At 61.4% G+C, this 15235-nt stretch carries 14 protein-coding genes and 3 pseudogenes; 5 read left to right on the top strand and 12 right to left on the bottom strand.

The genetic code is table 11. The features are described 5' to 3' along the window. Nucleotides 1-104: 104 nt before the first annotated feature. From hemB to KGA82_RS24320, 3 genes are all read right to left on the bottom strand, one after another. Nucleotides 105-1079 (bottom strand): porphobilinogen synthase, encoded by a 975-nt coding sequence (gene hemB / locus KGA82_RS24330; protein ID WP_008045200.1) that lies wholly within the window; start codon nucleotides 1077-1079, stop codon nucleotides 105-107. A 234-nt stretch (nucleotides 1080-1313) separates the two neighbouring features. Then, the gene (locus tag KGA82_RS24325) at nucleotides 1314-2156 is read right to left on the bottom strand and encodes a PhzF family phenazine biosynthesis protein (protein ID WP_223452711.1); all 843 of its coding nucleotides are present in this window, start codon (nucleotides 2154-2156) and stop codon (nucleotides 1314-1316) included. Between the two features lie 33 nt (nucleotides 2157-2189). Next, a complete protein-coding gene (locus KGA82_RS24320; RefSeq protein WP_207286210.1) occupies nucleotides 2190-2888 on the bottom strand; it encodes a glutathione binding-like protein in 699 nt (232 codons plus the stop codon). A gap of 367 nt (nucleotides 2889-3255) precedes the next feature. Between KGA82_RS24320 and KGA82_RS24315 the strand changes: the two genes are divergently transcribed. After that, on the top strand, nucleotides 3256-3930 hold the full coding sequence (locus KGA82_RS24315) for a hypothetical protein (protein ID WP_008045195.1): 675 nt from the start codon (nucleotides 3256-3258) through the stop codon (nucleotides 3928-3930). 128 nt (nucleotides 3931-4058) lie between these two features. Here KGA82_RS24315 and KGA82_RS24310 read toward each other — a convergent pair whose 3' ends face one another. The 3 genes from KGA82_RS24310 to KGA82_RS24300 form a co-directional block, all read right to left on the bottom strand. Then, nucleotides 4059-5015, bottom strand: a complete 957-nt coding sequence (locus tag KGA82_RS24310) for a zinc-binding alcohol dehydrogenase family protein (protein ID WP_008045193.1) — start codon at nucleotides 5013-5015, stop codon at nucleotides 4059-4061. 31 nt (nucleotides 5016-5046) lie between these two features. Next, nucleotides 5047-5220, bottom strand: coding sequence for a DUF1427 family protein (locus KGA82_RS24305; protein ID WP_008035179.1), 174 nt, complete (start codon nucleotides 5218-5220; stop codon nucleotides 5047-5049). A 171-nt stretch (nucleotides 5221-5391) separates the two neighbouring features. Next, the gene (locus KGA82_RS24300; protein ID WP_223452710.1) at nucleotides 5392-6183 is read right to left on the bottom strand and encodes an AraC family transcriptional regulator; all 792 of its coding nucleotides are present in this window, start codon (nucleotides 6181-6183) and stop codon (nucleotides 5392-5394) included. A gap of 146 nt (nucleotides 6184-6329) precedes the next feature. On the opposite strand from KGA82_RS24300, the gene KGA82_RS24295 reads away from it, so the two are divergent. Continuing rightward, the gene (locus tag KGA82_RS24295; protein ID WP_008035177.1) at nucleotides 6330-6557 is read left to right on the top strand and encodes a DUF6555 family protein; all 228 of its coding nucleotides are present in this window, start codon (nucleotides 6330-6332) and stop codon (nucleotides 6555-6557) included. 102 nt (nucleotides 6558-6659) lie between these two features. Here the strand turns inward: KGA82_RS24295 and KGA82_RS24290 are convergent, their stop codons facing one another. The 3 genes from KGA82_RS24290 to KGA82_RS24280 all read right to left on the bottom strand — a co-directional run bounded on the left by KGA82_RS24290 (nucleotide 6660) and on the right by KGA82_RS24280 (nucleotide 7956). Beyond that, entirely contained in the window at nucleotides 6660-6824 is a 165-nt protein-coding gene (locus KGA82_RS24290; protein WP_207286212.1) for a metallothionein, read from the bottom strand. A 191-nt stretch (nucleotides 6825-7015) separates the two neighbouring features. Continuing rightward, entirely contained in the window at nucleotides 7016-7471 is a 456-nt protein-coding gene (locus tag KGA82_RS24285; protein ID WP_008035175.1) for a DMT family transporter, read from the bottom strand. Then, on the bottom strand, nucleotides 7471-7956 hold the full coding sequence (locus tag KGA82_RS24280) for a DMT family transporter (RefSeq protein WP_223452709.1): 486 nt from the start codon (nucleotides 7954-7956) through the stop codon (nucleotides 7471-7473). The genes KGA82_RS24285 and KGA82_RS24280 overlap by 1 nt, the downstream gene beginning before the upstream one ends. Nucleotides 7957-8193: 237 nt before the next feature. Here KGA82_RS24280 and KGA82_RS24275 point away from each other — a divergent pair, with 237 nt between their 5' ends. Beyond that, entirely contained in the window at nucleotides 8194-9129 is a 936-nt protein-coding gene (locus tag KGA82_RS24275; protein ID WP_223452708.1) for a LysR family transcriptional regulator, read from the top strand. 325 nt (nucleotides 9130-9454) lie between these two features. Here the strand turns inward: KGA82_RS24275 and KGA82_RS29535 are convergent. From KGA82_RS29535 to KGA82_RS24265, 3 genes and pseudogenes are all read right to left on the bottom strand, one after another. Beyond that, nucleotides 9455-10045 (bottom strand): annotated as a pseudogene (locus KGA82_RS29535) (methyl-accepting chemotaxis protein); the annotation flags it as partial. 315 nt (nucleotides 10046-10360) lie between these two features. Then, nucleotides 10361-11131 (bottom strand): annotated as a pseudogene (locus KGA82_RS29530) (cache domain-containing protein); the annotation flags it as partial. Between the two features lie 193 nt (nucleotides 11132-11324). Further along, a complete protein-coding gene (locus tag KGA82_RS24265; protein ID WP_162130708.1) occupies nucleotides 11325-12641 on the bottom strand; it encodes a Na+/H+ antiporter family protein in 1317 nt (438 codons plus the stop codon). A 222-nt stretch (nucleotides 12642-12863) separates the two neighbouring features. On the opposite strand from KGA82_RS24265, the pseudogene KGA82_RS29525 reads away from it, so the two are divergent. Together KGA82_RS29525 and KGA82_RS29520 are read left to right on the top strand one after the other, a co-directional pair. Continuing rightward, nucleotides 12864-14324: pseudogene (locus KGA82_RS29525) on the top strand (HAMP domain-containing protein); the annotation flags it as partial. Between the two features lie 102 nt (nucleotides 14325-14426). Beyond that, nucleotides 14427-15182, top strand: coding sequence for a methyl-accepting chemotaxis protein (locus KGA82_RS29520; RefSeq protein ID WP_404943259.1), 756 nt, complete (start codon nucleotides 14427-14429; stop codon nucleotides 15180-15182). Nucleotides 15183-15235 lie beyond the last annotated feature (53 nt).

Raw genomic sequence — 15235 nt, 5'->3', positions numbered from 1 at the left:
CGGAGATGTTTATAAGAGACAGCGTCGTGTCAGTCAACATAGACGTTGAATGTCACGACGCTTTCGCGAGCAAGCCCGCTCCCACATTTGGGTTTGTGGTGGGTTCAGATTCCGGCCAGGGCCAGGTCCATCGCGAAGTAGGTGAAGATCAAATCCGCCCCCGCCCGTTTGATCGCACCGAGACTCTCGCGCACCACGCGGTCCTCATCGATGGCCCCGGCCTGTGCGCCGAACTTGATCATCGCGTACTCGCCGCTCACCTGGTACGCCGACAGCGGCAGGCGCGAAACCTCGCGAATGTCGCGGATGATGTCCAGGTACGCGCCGGCCGGCTTGACCATCAGCGCGTCGGCGCCTTCCTGCTCGTCCATCAACGACTCACGCACCGCTTCGCGGCGGTTCATCGGGTTCATTTGATAGCTTTTGCGGTCGCCCTTGAGTGCGCTGCCGCCGGCTTCGCGGAACGGGCCGTAGAGCGCCGAGGCGAATTTGGTCGAATAGGCCATGATCGCGGTCTGGGTGAAACCGGCGGCGTCCAGCGCCCGGCGAATCGCCTGGACCTGCCCGTCCATGGCCGCCGACGGCGCGATCACATCGGCACCGGCACGGGCTGCCGCGACGGCTTGTTTGCCGAGGTTGATCAGGGTCTGGTCGTTATCGACCTCGTGGTTGTGCAACACGCCGCAGTGACCGTGGTCGGTGTATTCGCAGAAGCAGGTGTCGGACATCACGATCATCTCCGGCACCGCGTCCTTGGCGATGCGCGCCATGCGCGAGACCAGGCCATTGTCGCTCCAGGTGTCGCTGCCGCTGCTGTCCAGATGATGGGACACGCCGAAGGTCATCACCGACTTGATCCCCGCACGGGCATAGCGCTCGATCTCGCCGGCCAGTTTCGACTCCGGAATCCGCATCACACCGGGCATGCTTTTGATCGGCACGAAGTCGTCGATTTCTTCCTCGACGAAAATCGGCAGCACCAGATCGTTCAAGCTGAATTCGGTTTCCTGGAACAGGCTGCGCAGGCTCGCATTGCGGCGCAGACGGCGTGGACGTGCTTCGGGGAACTGACTGGACATGGGGTTTCCTGAAAAATCGGGGGACGAGACGAAAGTCGTAAGGGGGCGAAAGCTTATGCCCAGTTCGCCGCCGGGCACAAACCTCAGCGGAGTAAAAACCGTTACAGCCACAGCAACAATCACCGGAATCCAGCACAAAACCCTGTGGGAGCGAGACCGGCTTGCCGGCGATGGTGTATCAGCTACATTGATGGTGACTGACACTCCATCGCGAGCAGGCTCGCTCCCACAGGTTTACAGCGTCAGGGTTCCGGAGATACAGGTCACCACGGAACCACCAATCCAGATCTCATCGCCCACCTGATCGACCTGAATGCGCCCGGCCCGTCCCATGGTCAGGCCCTGGCTCACCACATAAGACTCCGGCGCCAGCCCTTCGCTGAGCAGCCATTGGGCGATGCCGGCATTCAGGCTGCCGGTGGCGGGATCTTCCGGCATGCCGTCGCCGGAAATGAACGCCCGCACTTCGAACTGTGCGTCATCGCCGTCACGCTCTGGATGCCACGGCGCAATCACACCGACCGCGAGGCCAAGCATCTGCGAATGGTCCGGCTGCAGGTCCAGCACCTGCTGGCGATCCTCGACCATCACCGCCAGCCAACCCGCGCCGTTATCGACCCACTGCGCCCGCACGATGGCGCCCGGTTCCAGTCGGAGCCCGCGTCGCACGCGCTCCACCAGATCCACCTGCACCGGCCCGGTCTTGAGCAGTGGCGGTGCGAGAAAGGCCAGTTCCGCGCCTTGTCGGCGCACCCGCACCAGGCCCACGCCGCATTCCTGAATGATCTCCTCGCCCTTGGGCACGCCACCGGCTTCGAGCCAGGCATGGCAGGTGCCCAGGGTCGGGTGACCGGCGAACGGCAATTCGTTCAGGGTGGTGAAAATCCGCACCCGGTAATCGGCCCGAGGGTCCTGCGGGGCGAGGATGAACGTGGTTTCACTGAGATTCGTCCAGGTGGCGAACGCCGCCATGCGCTCATCGCTGAGCTCATCGGCGCCGAACACCACGGCCAACGGATTGCCCTTGAGCGCAACGCGGCTGAAGACATCTACTTGCTTGAAATCGAATGCGTGCATGGCCTGCCTTGGTCTTGGTGGATTCGAAAGGTCTTACTTGGGAATTTCCAGCCCGCGCATCACCGCCGGCCGCGCCAGGAAGCGCTCCAACACCCGCGTCACGTTCGGGAAATCCTTGATGCCCACCAGATCGCCCGCCTCATAGAAGCCGATCAGGTTGCGCACCCACGGGAATGTCGCGATGTCGGCGATGGTGTAGCGCTCGCCCATGATCCAGTCACGCCCCTGCAGACGTCCATCAAGCACTTTTAACAAACGTTTACTTTCCTCGACATAACGATCCCGAGGGCGTTTGTCTTCGTAGTCCTTGCCGGCGAATTTGTTGAAAAAACCGAGCTGGCCGAACATCGGCCCGATACCACCCATCTGAAACATCAACCACTGGATCGTCTCGTAACGCGCAGCCGATTCCTGGGCCAGCAACTGCCCGCTCTTGTCGGCGAGGTAAATCAGAATCGCCCCGGACTCGAACAACGGCAGCGGCAGGTCGTCCGGCCCGTGGGGGTCGAGGATCGCCGGGATCTTGTTGTTGGGGTTCAGCGACAGAAACTCGGGCGACAGCTGGTCGCTGGTGTCGAAGCCCACGCGATGCGGCTCGTAGGGCAGGCCGATCTCTTCGAGCATGATCGACACCTTGACGCCGTTGGGGGTCGGCAACGAATAGAGCTGAATCCACTCAGGGTATTGGGCTGGCCATTTTTGAGTGATAGGGAAAGCAGACAGATCGGTCATCGCATGGATCCACGAAGAGATTGAGAGGCACGATCATAGTGTGAGTGGCCGCAGGCTGCGACGTACGGCGTATCGATATTGATGATTACCAAGATCAATGGATTGCAGTCTTCTCCTGCGACCGCGCCGTGTACTGTGTCCATAAATCCGCAACATCCTGTCGATAACCTCTGCTCCAACCCGTTCATGGTTATCGGTACATTGCTGCGCATGCCGCCGGAATCGAACCAAACGGGCCTCAGTGGACTCTGAGTGCTGCCCTTTCGGAAACGGACCGGATCATCGACATGGAAAACACCCGACGCTGGGAGCGCGTGGTGTAAAGGTTTGTCAGCCTTAACCGAATGCGCTGAAGAACCCTTATTCCATGATGAACCTTATGAAATTGGTCCAACGCTTCAAACATCGCGCTTATATTGTGCTGCCCTCCCTGTTGGCAATCAGTGCGCTGTTCCTGTCGCTGGAAGTCCGTGAAAGCCGCGCCCAGCCGGCTGACGGTACCCAGACGCTGGTCTTCCTGCGCCACGCGGAAAAACCCGCCGGCGGCCTCGGCCAGCTCAATTGCCAGGGCCTGAACCGCGCCATCGACCTGGCCACCCTGCTCCCGGAAAAATTCGGCAAGGCCAACTACGTGTTTGCAGCCAACCCGACGCGCAACGTCGAGGAAGGCGAGCTGGATAATTCCTACAGCTACATTCGCCCCCTGATGACCATCAGCCCCAGCGCCATCAAGCTCGGCTTGCCGGTGAACATCAACTTCTCGGCCAATGACACCAGTGACCTGGCCGACGAACTGCTGCATGACAAGTACCACAACTCGGTGATCTACACCGCGTGGTCCCACGGCTACCTGCCCGAGCTGATCAACAAGGTCGCCGGCGAAGCGGTCGGCAAGAAACAGAACATCACCGATGACTGGGAGTCCAGCGACTACGACTCGCTGTATGTACTCACCCTGACCTGGCACAACGGCAAGGCCAGTCTGCAGAGCCACAGCTACAAGCAAGGCCTGGATAACGGCCGGGAAACCTGCCCGACATAAGGGCTGGTCGCGCTGTTCGACCCGCGCACGACCTGTAGGAGCCGGCTTGCTGGCGATTCAGGCAACTCGGTGCAACAGGAAGACCGAGGTGTCTGCATCGCCAGCAAGCCGGCTCCTACAGGGATGGGTTACGGCAACAAAATTACTTTGTCGCCACTGCCCTGATTCACTTCGGCATAACGTTCCAGCCCTTCGGCCAGTGGCGATTCGAACAACCCTTGTGGCAACGGCAACAGGTCCTGGTCGAAGAACCGGCCGAACTGATCGAGCATCGCCGCGCACGCTTGCACGCCGTATAGCAACGAGTTGATCCCCACCACCGAACCGCCCTTGCGATACAGCGCCAGGGCCGGCAATTGCACCTGGCCATCCACCGGCGCGGCGATGATCGCGATGCGACCGAACGCGGCCAGCGCGGGGACGGAGGCCGGTAGCCAGAACCCGGTGGTGTCAAAAATCACGTCGGCGCCGCCGGTGTAGACCGCATTCACCTGCGCGCCCAAGTCCTCGGGTTTATCCAGCTGCAACGTCTGATACCCCTGAGCCTGCAAGTCCTTGACCTGCTCCGGCCGACGCGCCGCCGCCAGCACCTGGGCGCCACGCACCTTGGCCAGCGCCAGCGCAGCACTGCCGACCGCCCCGCCACCGATCACCAATAACCGCGTTTGTGCGTTCACCAGACTGCGCTCCAGCGCATCCCACGCCGTGGTGTAAGGCACGCCGAGGCTGGCGGCCTGGGCAAAACTCAGGTGCGTCGGTTTGCGCGCCACGCCATTGGCCGGCAGCTTGACGAATTGCGCATGGGAGCCGTCGGCGAAAAAGCCCAGTTCACGGCCGGTGCCCCACACTTCCTGACCGATCAGCGCCTGCGGGCCTTCGACGACTACACCCGCAAAATCACGCCCGGGAATGCGCGGCAACGTGGTGTAGGGAAAACGCCCCAGCACATTCTTCACATCACTGGGATTGAGGCCGGCGGCCTTGATTTGCACCAGCACTTCATCGGCGCCGGGCACGGGGGTCGGAACCTCGACATAGCGCAGGGCCGAAAGGTCGCCGGTTTTGTCGAACTGCAATGCTTTCATGGGAGTGTCCATCCAACAGGGGAAAGGGAATTCAGGAGATCCAGCCAGTGACCAGTTGCCGCCCCATGGGCCACAACTTTTCACCGGCGAGCATGCCCAGCAGGCCCACCAGCGCGATGGCCGGTGGTGCGGGGGAACGAAAATCCAGCGCGCCGTAAAGCAAACCGACGCCCAGACCGATGACCAGCGAGATGAGGTAGCTCATGGCAGACTCCGTGGGCAATTGAGGGATGCCCAAAGTCTAAAGGCCGGCATCCGCGAGCATCGGCCAAGTGCTTCTGAATTCCGGCCAAACCACCCGCAATAACCTGTAGGCGCCAGCTTGCTGGCGATGGACTCATGAACGACGCGTTTATTCAGACAACACACGTTATCGTTAACGTCCATCGCGAGCAGGCTCGCTCCTACAGGAAAACTGCGAGGGTGCGACACCCAGTTCCCGACGGAACATGTCACTGAAGCTGCTCGGCGAGTAGCCCAGCTCCCGGGCAATCGCACTGACCGGCGCCCCCTGGATCAGCTCCGCGACCGCAGTCGCCAGTTGCACTTGTCGCCGCCACTCGGCGAAGCCCATGCCCAAACCGTCCTTGAACAGCCGCGCCAGGGTGCGCACGCTGGCCCCGGCGTTTTGCGCGTGTTGTTCGAAGGAAACGTCCAGCGATGGCGCGGCCATGACGGCCTGACACAGGTTCATCAGGCGCCGGTCGGAATCATCCGGCATCGGGATTTTCAGCAGCGAACGCCTGGCTCGCCGCAGTTCCAGCAGTGCCAGCCCGACCAGCGCTTCGTAATACTCCGGCGCGCCGTCGTCGCCCTGCTCCACCAGCCCGACGATGAGTTCACGCAGCAACCCGCCCACTTCGATCACCTGGACCGTGTCGTCCAGCGTCGCCGCCAATGCCGGACGCAGGTAGATGTTGCGCATCTGCAGGTCCGAGACCACGCGAATGCCATGAGGCACGCCCGGCGGCAACCACACCGCCCGTTGCGGCGGCACCACCAGCGCCTCATGCGGCGTTTCGACCCACATCACCCCGCTCATCGCATACAACAACTGGCCCCAGACATGCTCGTGGGGCTCGATGAACAGCCCGCGCGGATAGGTGCGCGCCAGCGGTTGCACGGGCACATCGGTGTCGCTCAGGTCGGGGGGCGCGGCAAGGGCCATGGTCAGCATTCATCGGGGGTTTTCAGAAAATCCATGGTAACCAGCCGCAGGCCTCGTCGCCACTGGCCGCAGCCGTCTGACAATCCGAATGAATTTTCCGTACCGCCGACGATCCTTCTATTACTACAGGGAGGAATACGGGCTTTATGAATAACGCAAAACTTTTCGTCATTGAATACACCCTTCATGGCGTCCCAAAGTCTTTCATCATTCGCCTGGACAAAATGGACAATGCGCAGGCTTGGCATTGGGCGAGTTGCGACGCCGGCGTGGGCCGGATCCCGCGCTTTGGAAGGGAGAAAGTGCAAAAGACCAGCAAGCCGATGGCGGAAAAATTCGGCGTGGAAAATGTCACTTGGCGGCCAGCAAGCTGACGACGCTTTTCTGTAGGAGCAAGCTTGCTCGCGATGAACGATAACGCGGTCAGCATGAAGAACCTCGGCGCCTGCATCGCCAGCAAGCTTGCTCCTACACAGTCAGTGCTGGGCGCACTTGCAGTCTTTGTGCACGCATTCTTCACCGTGTTCATGGTGTTTGGCGCAGGCTTCGCAGCAGTAGTGCTTGCCGTGACGTGCGATCGGATGCTGGCCCAGTTTGCAGTTGCAATTCTTGCAGTCGCATTTACTTTCGCTATCGATCATGAGTCTGACTCCTGAGGTGGTGGTCGTCGGGGCTACAACCCGTCTCACCAGTGTAGAAGTTGCCACAGACGACGCAGCCCAAACCTGTAGGAGCGAGGCTTGCCCGCGAAGAACGATAACGCGATGCAACTGTTTAGATCGCGGCATCTGCTTCGCGGGCAAGCCTCGCTCCTACAGGAAAGCGAAAGCGGTCAGGCCTGACGGGTATTGCTGCGATACATGAACACCAGCGCCAACCCGAGCAACACCATCGCCAGTATCCGACTGCCGGACAGCTCGATCTGCGGGTTGCCCAGCCAGCCGAAGTTATCGATCAGCATCCCCATGCCCAGCTGCCCGACGATCACCGCGACCGTCGCCACCGCCGTACCCACCCGTGGAACCGCCCCCACCATCACCATCATGTACACCACGCCGAACAACGCGCCGCTGAGCTGCCATTTCGGCACATCCAGCAGGCTCATGGCCTGGGCCGGCTCGAAAAACAGGATCAGCAACCCGGTGCTCACCGCCCCCACCACGAACGTCAACAAACTGCTGCGCAGCACACCAACCGTTTCGCCCAGACGCCCATTGATGGCGGCCTGAACACTCAACACCGCACCGGCAGCCACGACCACCGCCAACAAAATAATCAGATTCATCATTAACCCCGCGCAATCAGAACAAGTGCCGCCACAATCAGCAGCAAGGCCAGCCAACGTTCACCGTTGACCTTTTTACGAGTGGCGCCGAACCAGCCGAAGTGGTCGATCAGCACGCTTTTACCGACCTGCCCGGACAGGATCGCGATCATCGTCATCGCAATGCCGATGTGCGGCGTGGCCAGGGTCAGCACCACCACGTAGATCGGCCCGAGAAAACCGCCGATCAACTGCCAGCGCGGCAAGTCGCTGAAGGCCGGTCCCTTTTGCGGGCCGCTGAGCAACAGCAGGAAAAACAGGATCGCCGAGCCGACGCCGAAGATGCTCAACGTCGCCCACAAGTGACCGACCTGAACCCCCAGCGGCCCGAGCAGACCGGCCTCCACGGACAGGCCCATACCGGCCAGGATCACCAAAGGCAGCAGCAAAAGCCGCAACCCCGGTTGAGTTGCTGGTGTGACAGCGATATCGATTGAAGAAGATTGCATAACAGAGACCTACCCATTTTCAAATGAACTACACGGTCGCCTGTAGGAGCGAAGCTTGCTCGCGAAGGCGGCGTGTCAGTCGCCGAAGATGACGACTGACACGCCGCCTTCGCGAGCAAGCTTCGCTCCTACAAGGTCTGCGTGCAGGAAGTGAGCGCATTATCGGCTGGCGCTGCTGTGCGATAAATGGGAGCATCCTGACAACACTTTTGCGTAACTCGCACAGCAGGACTCTTCATGCACGGCCTCAACGAATTGGGTTTCAAGGCACTTCGGCTGTTTGTCGCGGTACTCGACCACGGCAGCTTCTCTGAAGTCGCCCGCCGCGAAGGCCTGGCGCCGTCGTCGATTTCCCGGCAGATCCAGTTGATGGAACAGGCGCTGAGCCAGCAATTGCTTTACCGCCACACCCGCGCGGTCACGCCGACAGAGGCCGGACGCTTGCTCGGCGAGCATGCGCGATTGGTGCTGGTGCAGTTGGAGGAAGCCGAACAGGCGTTGCAGGAACAACAAAGCGAGCCGAGCGGACTGGTGCGGATCAACGCGCCGGTGGTGTTTGGCCAGCGGCACCTGACGCCCTGGCTGGGGCAACTGTGCGAGCGTTACCCGAAATTGCAGCTGGATATCCAGCAGACCGACAGCTACGTCGCACCGTTACAGGAAGGTGCCGACCTGCTGTTTCGCATCGGCCCGCTGCACGATTCGAGCATGCAGGCGCGGATTCTGGCGCCGCAACGCTTTCAAGTGGCAGCGAGCCCGGCGTACTTGAAACGCCATGGCACACCGTTGCATCCCGAAGACCTCGCGGCGCATCAATGCCTGGCCTACAAAGGCGTGGCCGGCCAGCAACGCTGGTTTTTCCGCCAGGGTCAGCAGGACTGGAAGCCCTACTCGGTGAAGGGGCCGATCACCGGCAACCACGCCGACACCCTCACACAGGCCGCCGAACAAGGCCTGGGCCTGGTGATGTTTCCGTCGTGGCTGATTGGTGAAGCGGTACGCAACGGCACGCTGGTGCCGGTGCTGGGGGAATATCAGGTGTCCAACAGCCTTGAGCCGCAACAGATCGCCGTGCTCTGGCCCGGGAGCCGGCGGTTGTCGGTGAAGGTAAGGACGGTGATTGATTTCTATGTCGAATGCTTTGGGGCTGTGCCGTATTGGGACAGACCCTGACATAGACAGCACAACCTGTAGGAGCCGGCTTGCCGGCGATGGCGGCGCGTCAGTCAACATTGATGGCGCCTGACACACCGCTATCGCCGGCAAGCCGGCTCCTACAAAGGGGTGTTGTGTCAGTCGACTTCAATGTTGACTGACATACCGCTATCGCCAGCAAGCCGGCTCCTACAAGGGGGTGTTGTGTCAGTCGACTTCAATGTTGACTGACATACCGCTATCGCCAGCAAGCCGGCTCCTACAAGGGGGTGTTGTGTCAGTCGACTTCAATGTTGACTGACGCGCAGCCATCGCCGGCAAGCCGGCTCCTACAAGGTGGGGGTCAGATGCGGAACTGGCCGACCAGAGTGCCGAGGCGCTGGCCAAGATCAGCCAGGCTGCGGGACGTCTGGGCGCCGAGTTGGGTTTCGCCGGCCACGTTGTCCACGGCCACCGCGATCTGATGCACGCTGCGGTTGATCTCTTCGGCCACGGCGGTCTGCTCCTCGGCGGCGCTGGCGATCTGCGCGTTCATCGAGTTGATGGTGCCGATCAGTTGGGCCATGGCGTCCAGCGAGGCCCCGGCTTCGTTGGCCTGCGCGGACGTACCGTCGCCGGCCTCGCTGGAGCGGCGCATCGCTTCCACCGCCGACTGAGTGCCGGCCTGCAAGCGGTCGATCATGCCCTGGATTTCCTGGGTGCTGATTTGCGTGCGGCTGGCCAGCGCACGGACTTCGTCGGCCACCACCGCAAAACCGCGACCGGCCTCACCGGCACGGGCCGCTTCAATGGCGGCGTTGAGCGCCAACAGGTTGGTCTGCTCGGCAATCGAACGGATCACCCCGAGCACACTGACAATCGATGACACGTCCTTTTGCAGGCTGTCGAGGGACACGCCGCTGCTGCGAATATCGTCGACCAACGCATGAATCTTGACGATGCTGCCGGCCACCACACGCTTGGCCGTCTGACCTTCTTCGTCGGTCTGCTGCGCCGCCACCGCGGCGTTTTGTGCACTTTTCGCCACTTCTTGCGCGGCGGCCGACATTTCGTTGATCGCAGTGGCCACCTGATCGGTCTCGTGACGTTGACGCTCCATCGCCTGATCCGAACGCTGGGCCTGATCGGAGACCTGATTCACCAGCCCGGTCAATTGCGAGGTCATTTCGGTAATCTGACGCACCAGGCCGTGGATCTTGTCGACGAACCGGTTGAACGAGCCGGCGAGTTGGCCGAGTTCATCCTGGCTGGTGATGGTCAGGCGCCGGGTCAGGTCGCCCTCGCCCGCCGCGATGTCGTCGAGGTTGGCTTTCATCAGGTTCAGCGGACGCAGAATGGTGTTGGCCAGCAGCATGCCGGCGGCGGCAATCAGCAGCAGCACGACGGCGGCGATGCCGATGATGCTCAGCAACACGCCTTCCATCCGGTCTTGAACCTTGGCTTCGACCACGGCCACTTGCGCCTCGATACCGTCGAGGTTGACCGAGGTGCCGACCGCCATGTCCCACTTCGGCAGGTATTCGGTGTAGCCGAGTTTTGGTACCAGCACCTGAGTGTTGCCAGGCAATGGCGAGCTGTATTGCAGGTAGTGAGTGCCGTCTTTGGCGACTTTCACCAGATCGCGGTTGACGTAGACGCCGTTCGGGTCGCGGTTGTCCTTGAAGCTCTGGCCCACGCCTTCGGGGCTGTTGGCCTTGAACAGGCGCACGGTGTTGGAGTCGTAGCCGAAGAAGTAGCCGTCCTTGCCGTAGCTGATGCTCGACAGCAATTTGATCACCTGGGCCCGCGCCGCGTCATCGCCAGGGGCGGCGGCCTCGTAGAGCGGTTTGATCGCGGTCATGGCCACGGCGACGTAACTTTGCAGGGTGGCCTTGGCGTCGCTGAGCAGGCGCTGACGCGTCTCCTCGACTTCCTTGCGGGCCTGTTCCTGCAGAACGAACAACGTGGTCAGGCTGATGACCAGCGCAAAGAGCAACACCGGGAGGACGGCAAGGGACAGGACTTTAGCCTTCAGGCTCATGCGCATGACGGTTCACTCTTTTGGTTTTATTGGCGTGGTTAAAGGCTTTAACGGCACGCGCAACCAAAAGTTGAATCAGTGGCCAATGCAATCCCCTCTGTGGGAGCGAGCCTGCTCGCGATGGAGTGTCAGTCGCCATCAATCTGGCTGACAGATCATCGCGAGCAGGCTCGCTCCCACAGGGGATCTTCGTTCAGAGAACCATCGCGGCCACCCAGCCGAACGCCAGCAGCGGCAGGTTGTAATGCAGGAAGGTCGGGACCACGGTGTCCCAGATGTGGTGGTGCTGACCGTCGATGTTCAGGCCGGAGGTCGGGCCGAGCGTCGAGTCGGAAGCAGGCGAACCGGCGTCGCCCAGCGCGCCGGCGGTGCCGACGATGCAGACGATGGCGATCGGGCTGAACCCCAGTTGCACGCACAGCGGCACGAAAATCGCTGCCAGAATCGGCACGGTGGAAAACGACGAACCGATGCCCATGGTCACCAGCAGACCGACCAGCAACATCAGCAACGCACCGATGCCTTTACTGTGGCCGATCCACGACGCCGACGCTTCAACCAGCGTCTGCACCTGACCGGTGGCTTTCATCACTTCGGCAAACCCCGAGGCGGCGATCATGATGAAACCGATCATCGCCATCATCTTCATGCCTTCGGTGAACAGGTCATCGGTGTCGCGCCACTTCACGATGCCCGACACCGAGAAGATCAGAAAGCCTGCCAGTGCACCGATAATCATCGAGTCCAGCAACAACTGAATAATGAACGCCGCCGCGATGGCCACACCCGCAACCATCAGGCTCAGCGGGTTGTACTGCACCGCGACCTGCTCGACCTGTTCGATCTTTTCCAGGTCGTAGACGCGCTTCTTGCGATAGCTGATAAAGGCTGCCGCAAGCCCCACCACCATGCCCAGCGCCGGAATGCCCATGGCATGGGTGACGTTGATGCCGCTGATATCGACGCCGCTGCGGGCCACGTTGGCCAGCAGGATTTCATTGAGGAAGATGTTGCCGAAGCCCACTGGCAGGAACATGTACGGGGTGATCAGGCCGAAGGTCATGACGCAGGCGATCAACCGCCGATCCAGTTGCAGCTTGGTCAGCACATACAGCAGCGGCGGCACCAGCAACGGAATAAAAGCGATATGTATCGGCAGAATATTCTGTGAAGCGATGGCCACCACCCACAGCAGGCCGATCAGCAGCCACTTCACAGAACCGCCACCGTTGGCGTGCTGGCGGTCAACCATGGCCAGGGCTTTGTCGGCCAGCGCATGGGCCAGGCCGGACTTGGCAATCGCCACCGCAAAGGCGCCGAGCAAGGCATAAGACAAGGCCACCGTCGCCCCGCCGCCGAGGCCGCTGTTGAAGGCTTTCAAGGTGGCGTCGATGCCCAGGCCACCGGTCAAACCACCCACCAGCGCGCCGATAATCAGCGCGATCACCACGTGCACGCGGGACAGGCTGAGAATCAGCATGATGCCGACCGCGGCAATTACAGCATTAATCATCGTTACCTCAAGGCAAGCGAAATGAGCCCGGCCGGCAGTCTGCGAAGAGCCGCCAGCGGGATAAGGAATGGGTTTTATTAGAGGGCGCGCACTGTGCCGGACCATCACCGCCTTGTCAAAGCCAGCGACCCGAACGCACGAGCGACGCCGCCCCTGTCGGAACCACACCGCGACCTTTCCGAAACGACATCGCCCCCTGTAGGAGCCGGCTTGCTGGCGATGGCGTCCGTCCAGTCAATAACGGATTGGCTGACCCACCGCTATCGCCAGCAAGCCGGCTCCTACAAGGGTTGTGCGGGTGATTCGATTTCCGTCGGACGGCATAAAGAAAGCGGATTTTCGGCCGTTACAGTGCAAAGTCTCAGATATTTATCGAATAAGGACGTCTCCATGTCGCTCAGACAACTTTCCATTCAATGGAAAATCACCCTGCTGGCCGGGCTTTGCCTCGCCGGTATCGTGACCTTGCTGGTAGGTCTTTCGCTGTATCGCATGGAGCACAGTTCCGAGCTGGTGAAAGCCTCGAGCATGGAGATGCTCACTGAAGCCGCCCAGGCCCGGATCGAGTCCCAGGGCGAAAACCAGGCGCTGAACATTCGCCAGCAGTTCATGGATGCCTATCAATATGGCCACGGCTTCTCGCGTCAGGTGTTGTTCCTGCGCGATCAGGCCGAAAAGCGCTTTCTCGATGCCTTCGACCTGCGTGAAGACCTGACCCGCCAGGTCAAGTCTGCGTTGCAAGCCAACCCGGAATTGCTCGGCCTGTCGCTGGTGTTCGAAGCCAATGCGCTGGACGGCAAAGATGAACTGTTTGCCGGCCAGGCTGAGCTGGGCAGCAACGACAAGGGCCGTTTCGCGCTGTACTGGTCGCAACCGACCCCCGGCAAGGTGACGTCGATGGCGCTGCCCGAAAGCGACATGGCCGACACCAGCACCGGCCCCAGCGGTGAACCCGCCAACGCCTGGTTCACCTGCCCGCGCACCTCGCTCAAGCCCTGCGTGATCGAACCCTACTTCTATGTGATCGACGGCCAGAACGTGCTGATGACCAGCATCGTGTTCCCGCTGATGGTCAACGGCAAAGTCATCGCCTCGCTGTCGGTGGACATCAACCTCAACAGCCTGCAAGCCGTCAGCCAGGGCGCGAGCAAGAAGCTTTATGACGGCCAGACCAACGTCAGCATCATCAGCCCGGCCGGTTTGCTCGCCGGCTACAGCCCGGACGCCAGCAAACTCGCCCAGCGCCTGGACGCTGTGGATAAAACCAACGGCACCGAACTGATCCGCCTGCTCGCCGCCAGCAGCAAAACCGCAAGCCTGCACAGCAACCAGCAGTTGAAAGTGCTGTCGCCGTTCCAGCCGATCCCCGACGGCAAATCGTGGGGCGTGTTGCTCGACGTGCCGGAAAAAGTCCTGGTCGGCCCCGCCGAAACCCTGAAAAAACAACTCGATGAAAGCAATACCGCCGGCACACTGGTCGAACTCGGCCTCGGCGTGCTGGCCGCGTTGATCGGCCTGTTGCTGGTGTGGCTGATGGCGCGCAGCGTGACCAAACCGATTCTGGGTGTGGCGCACATGCTCGAAGACATCGCCAGCGGCGAAGGCGACCTGACCCGGCGTCTGGCCTACGACAAAAAGGATGAACTGGGCCAGTTGGCCGGCTGGTTCAACCGTTTCCTCGACAAATTGCAGCCGATCATCGCCGAGGTAAAACGCTCGGTACAGGACGCGCGCAGCACGGCGGACCAGTCTTCTGCCATCGCCACGCAGACCAGCGCCGGCATGGAACAGCAATACCGTCAGGTCGATCAGGTGGCGACCGCTTCCCACGAAATGAGCGCCACCGCCCAGGACGTTGCCCGCAGCGCGGCACAAGCGGCACAAGCAGCGCGCGATGCCGATCACGCCACCCGCCGTGGCTTGACCGTGATCGACCAGACCACCACCAGCATCGACAACCTCGCCGCCGACATGAGCGCAGCGATGGTGCAGGTCGAAGGTTTGGCGGCCAACAGCGAGAAAATCGGTTCGGTACTGGAAGTGATCCGCGCCATCGCCGAGCAGACCAACCTGCTGGCCCTCAACGCCGCCATCGAAGCGGCCCGTGCCGGTGAGGCCGGACGCGGTTTTGCCGTGGTCGCCGACGAAGTGCGCAACCTGGCGCGACGTACGCAGGAGTCGGTTGAAGAAACCCGTCTGGTGATCGAGCAGTTGCAGAACGGCACGCAGGATGTGGTGGGGTCGATGAACAACAGCCATCGCCAGGCTCAGGGCAGTGTCGAACAGGTCAGCCAGGCCGTCACGGCGTTGCGCCAGATCGGCGACGCAGTGACGGTGATCAGCGACATGAACCTGCAGATTGCCTCTGCGGCGGAAGAGCAAAGCGCGGTGGCGGAAGAGATCAACAACAACGTGGCGACGATCCGGGACGTGACCGAGTCGCTGTCGGGGCAGGCCAATGAGTCGGCGCGGGTGAGCCAGTCGCTCAACAGCCTGGCGAATCAGCAGCAGAGCCTGATGGATCAATTCCGCGTCTGACTGACAACACACCCCTTGTAGGAGCCGGCTTGCCGGCGATGGCGATTTTGAAG

Origin of the sequence: Pseudomonas sp. BF-RE-22 (assembly GCF_019956155.1) — a bacterium.
GTDB lineage: Bacteria > Pseudomonadota > Gammaproteobacteria > Pseudomonadales > Pseudomonadaceae > Aquipseudomonas > Aquipseudomonas migulae.
Note: the sequence above shows the minus strand (reverse complement) of the source record. Positions and strands in the feature narration are given on the sequence as shown.

Coding starts and splice junctions, on each gene's coding strand:
- hemB (WP_008045200.1), bottom strand. CDS start 1,079: ATGTCCAGTCAGTTCCCCGAAGCACGTCCACGCCGTCTGCGCCGCAAT.
- KGA82_RS24325 (WP_223452711.1), bottom strand. CDS start 2,156: ATGCACGCATTCGATTTCAAGCAAGTAGATGTCTTCAGCCGCGTTGCG.
- KGA82_RS24320 (WP_207286210.1), bottom strand. CDS start 2,888: ATGACCGATCTGTCTGCTTTCCCTATCACTCAAAAATGGCCAGCCCAA.
- KGA82_RS24315 (WP_008045195.1), top strand. CDS start 3,256: ATGATGAACCTTATGAAATTGGTCCAACGCTTCAAACATCGCGCTTAT.
- KGA82_RS24310 (WP_008045193.1), bottom strand. CDS start 5,015: ATGAAAGCATTGCAGTTCGACAAAACCGGCGACCTTTCGGCCCTGCGC.
- KGA82_RS24305 (WP_008035179.1), bottom strand. CDS start 5,220: ATGAGCTACCTCATCTCGCTGGTCATCGGTCTGGGCGTCGGTTTGCTT.
- KGA82_RS24300 (WP_223452710.1), bottom strand. CDS start 6,183: ATGGCCCTTGCCGCGCCCCCCGACCTGAGCGACACCGATGTGCCCGTG.
- KGA82_RS24295 (WP_008035177.1), top strand. CDS start 6,330: ATGAATAACGCAAAACTTTTCGTCATTGAATACACCCTTCATGGCGTC.
- KGA82_RS24290 (WP_207286212.1), bottom strand. CDS start 6,824: ATGATCGATAGCGAAAGTAAATGCGACTGCAAGAATTGCAACTGCAAA.
- KGA82_RS24285 (WP_008035175.1), bottom strand. CDS start 7,471: ATGATGAATCTGATTATTTTGTTGGCGGTGGTCGTGGCTGCCGGTGCG.
- KGA82_RS24280 (WP_223452709.1), bottom strand. CDS start 7,956: ATGCAATCTTCTTCAATCGATATCGCTGTCACACCAGCAACTCAACCG.
- KGA82_RS24275 (WP_223452708.1), top strand. CDS start 8,194: ATGCACGGCCTCAACGAATTGGGTTTCAAGGCACTTCGGCTGTTTGTC.
- KGA82_RS29520 (WP_404943259.1), top strand. CDS start 14,427: ATGGAACAGCAATACCGTCAGGTCGATCAGGTGGCGACCGCTTCCCAC.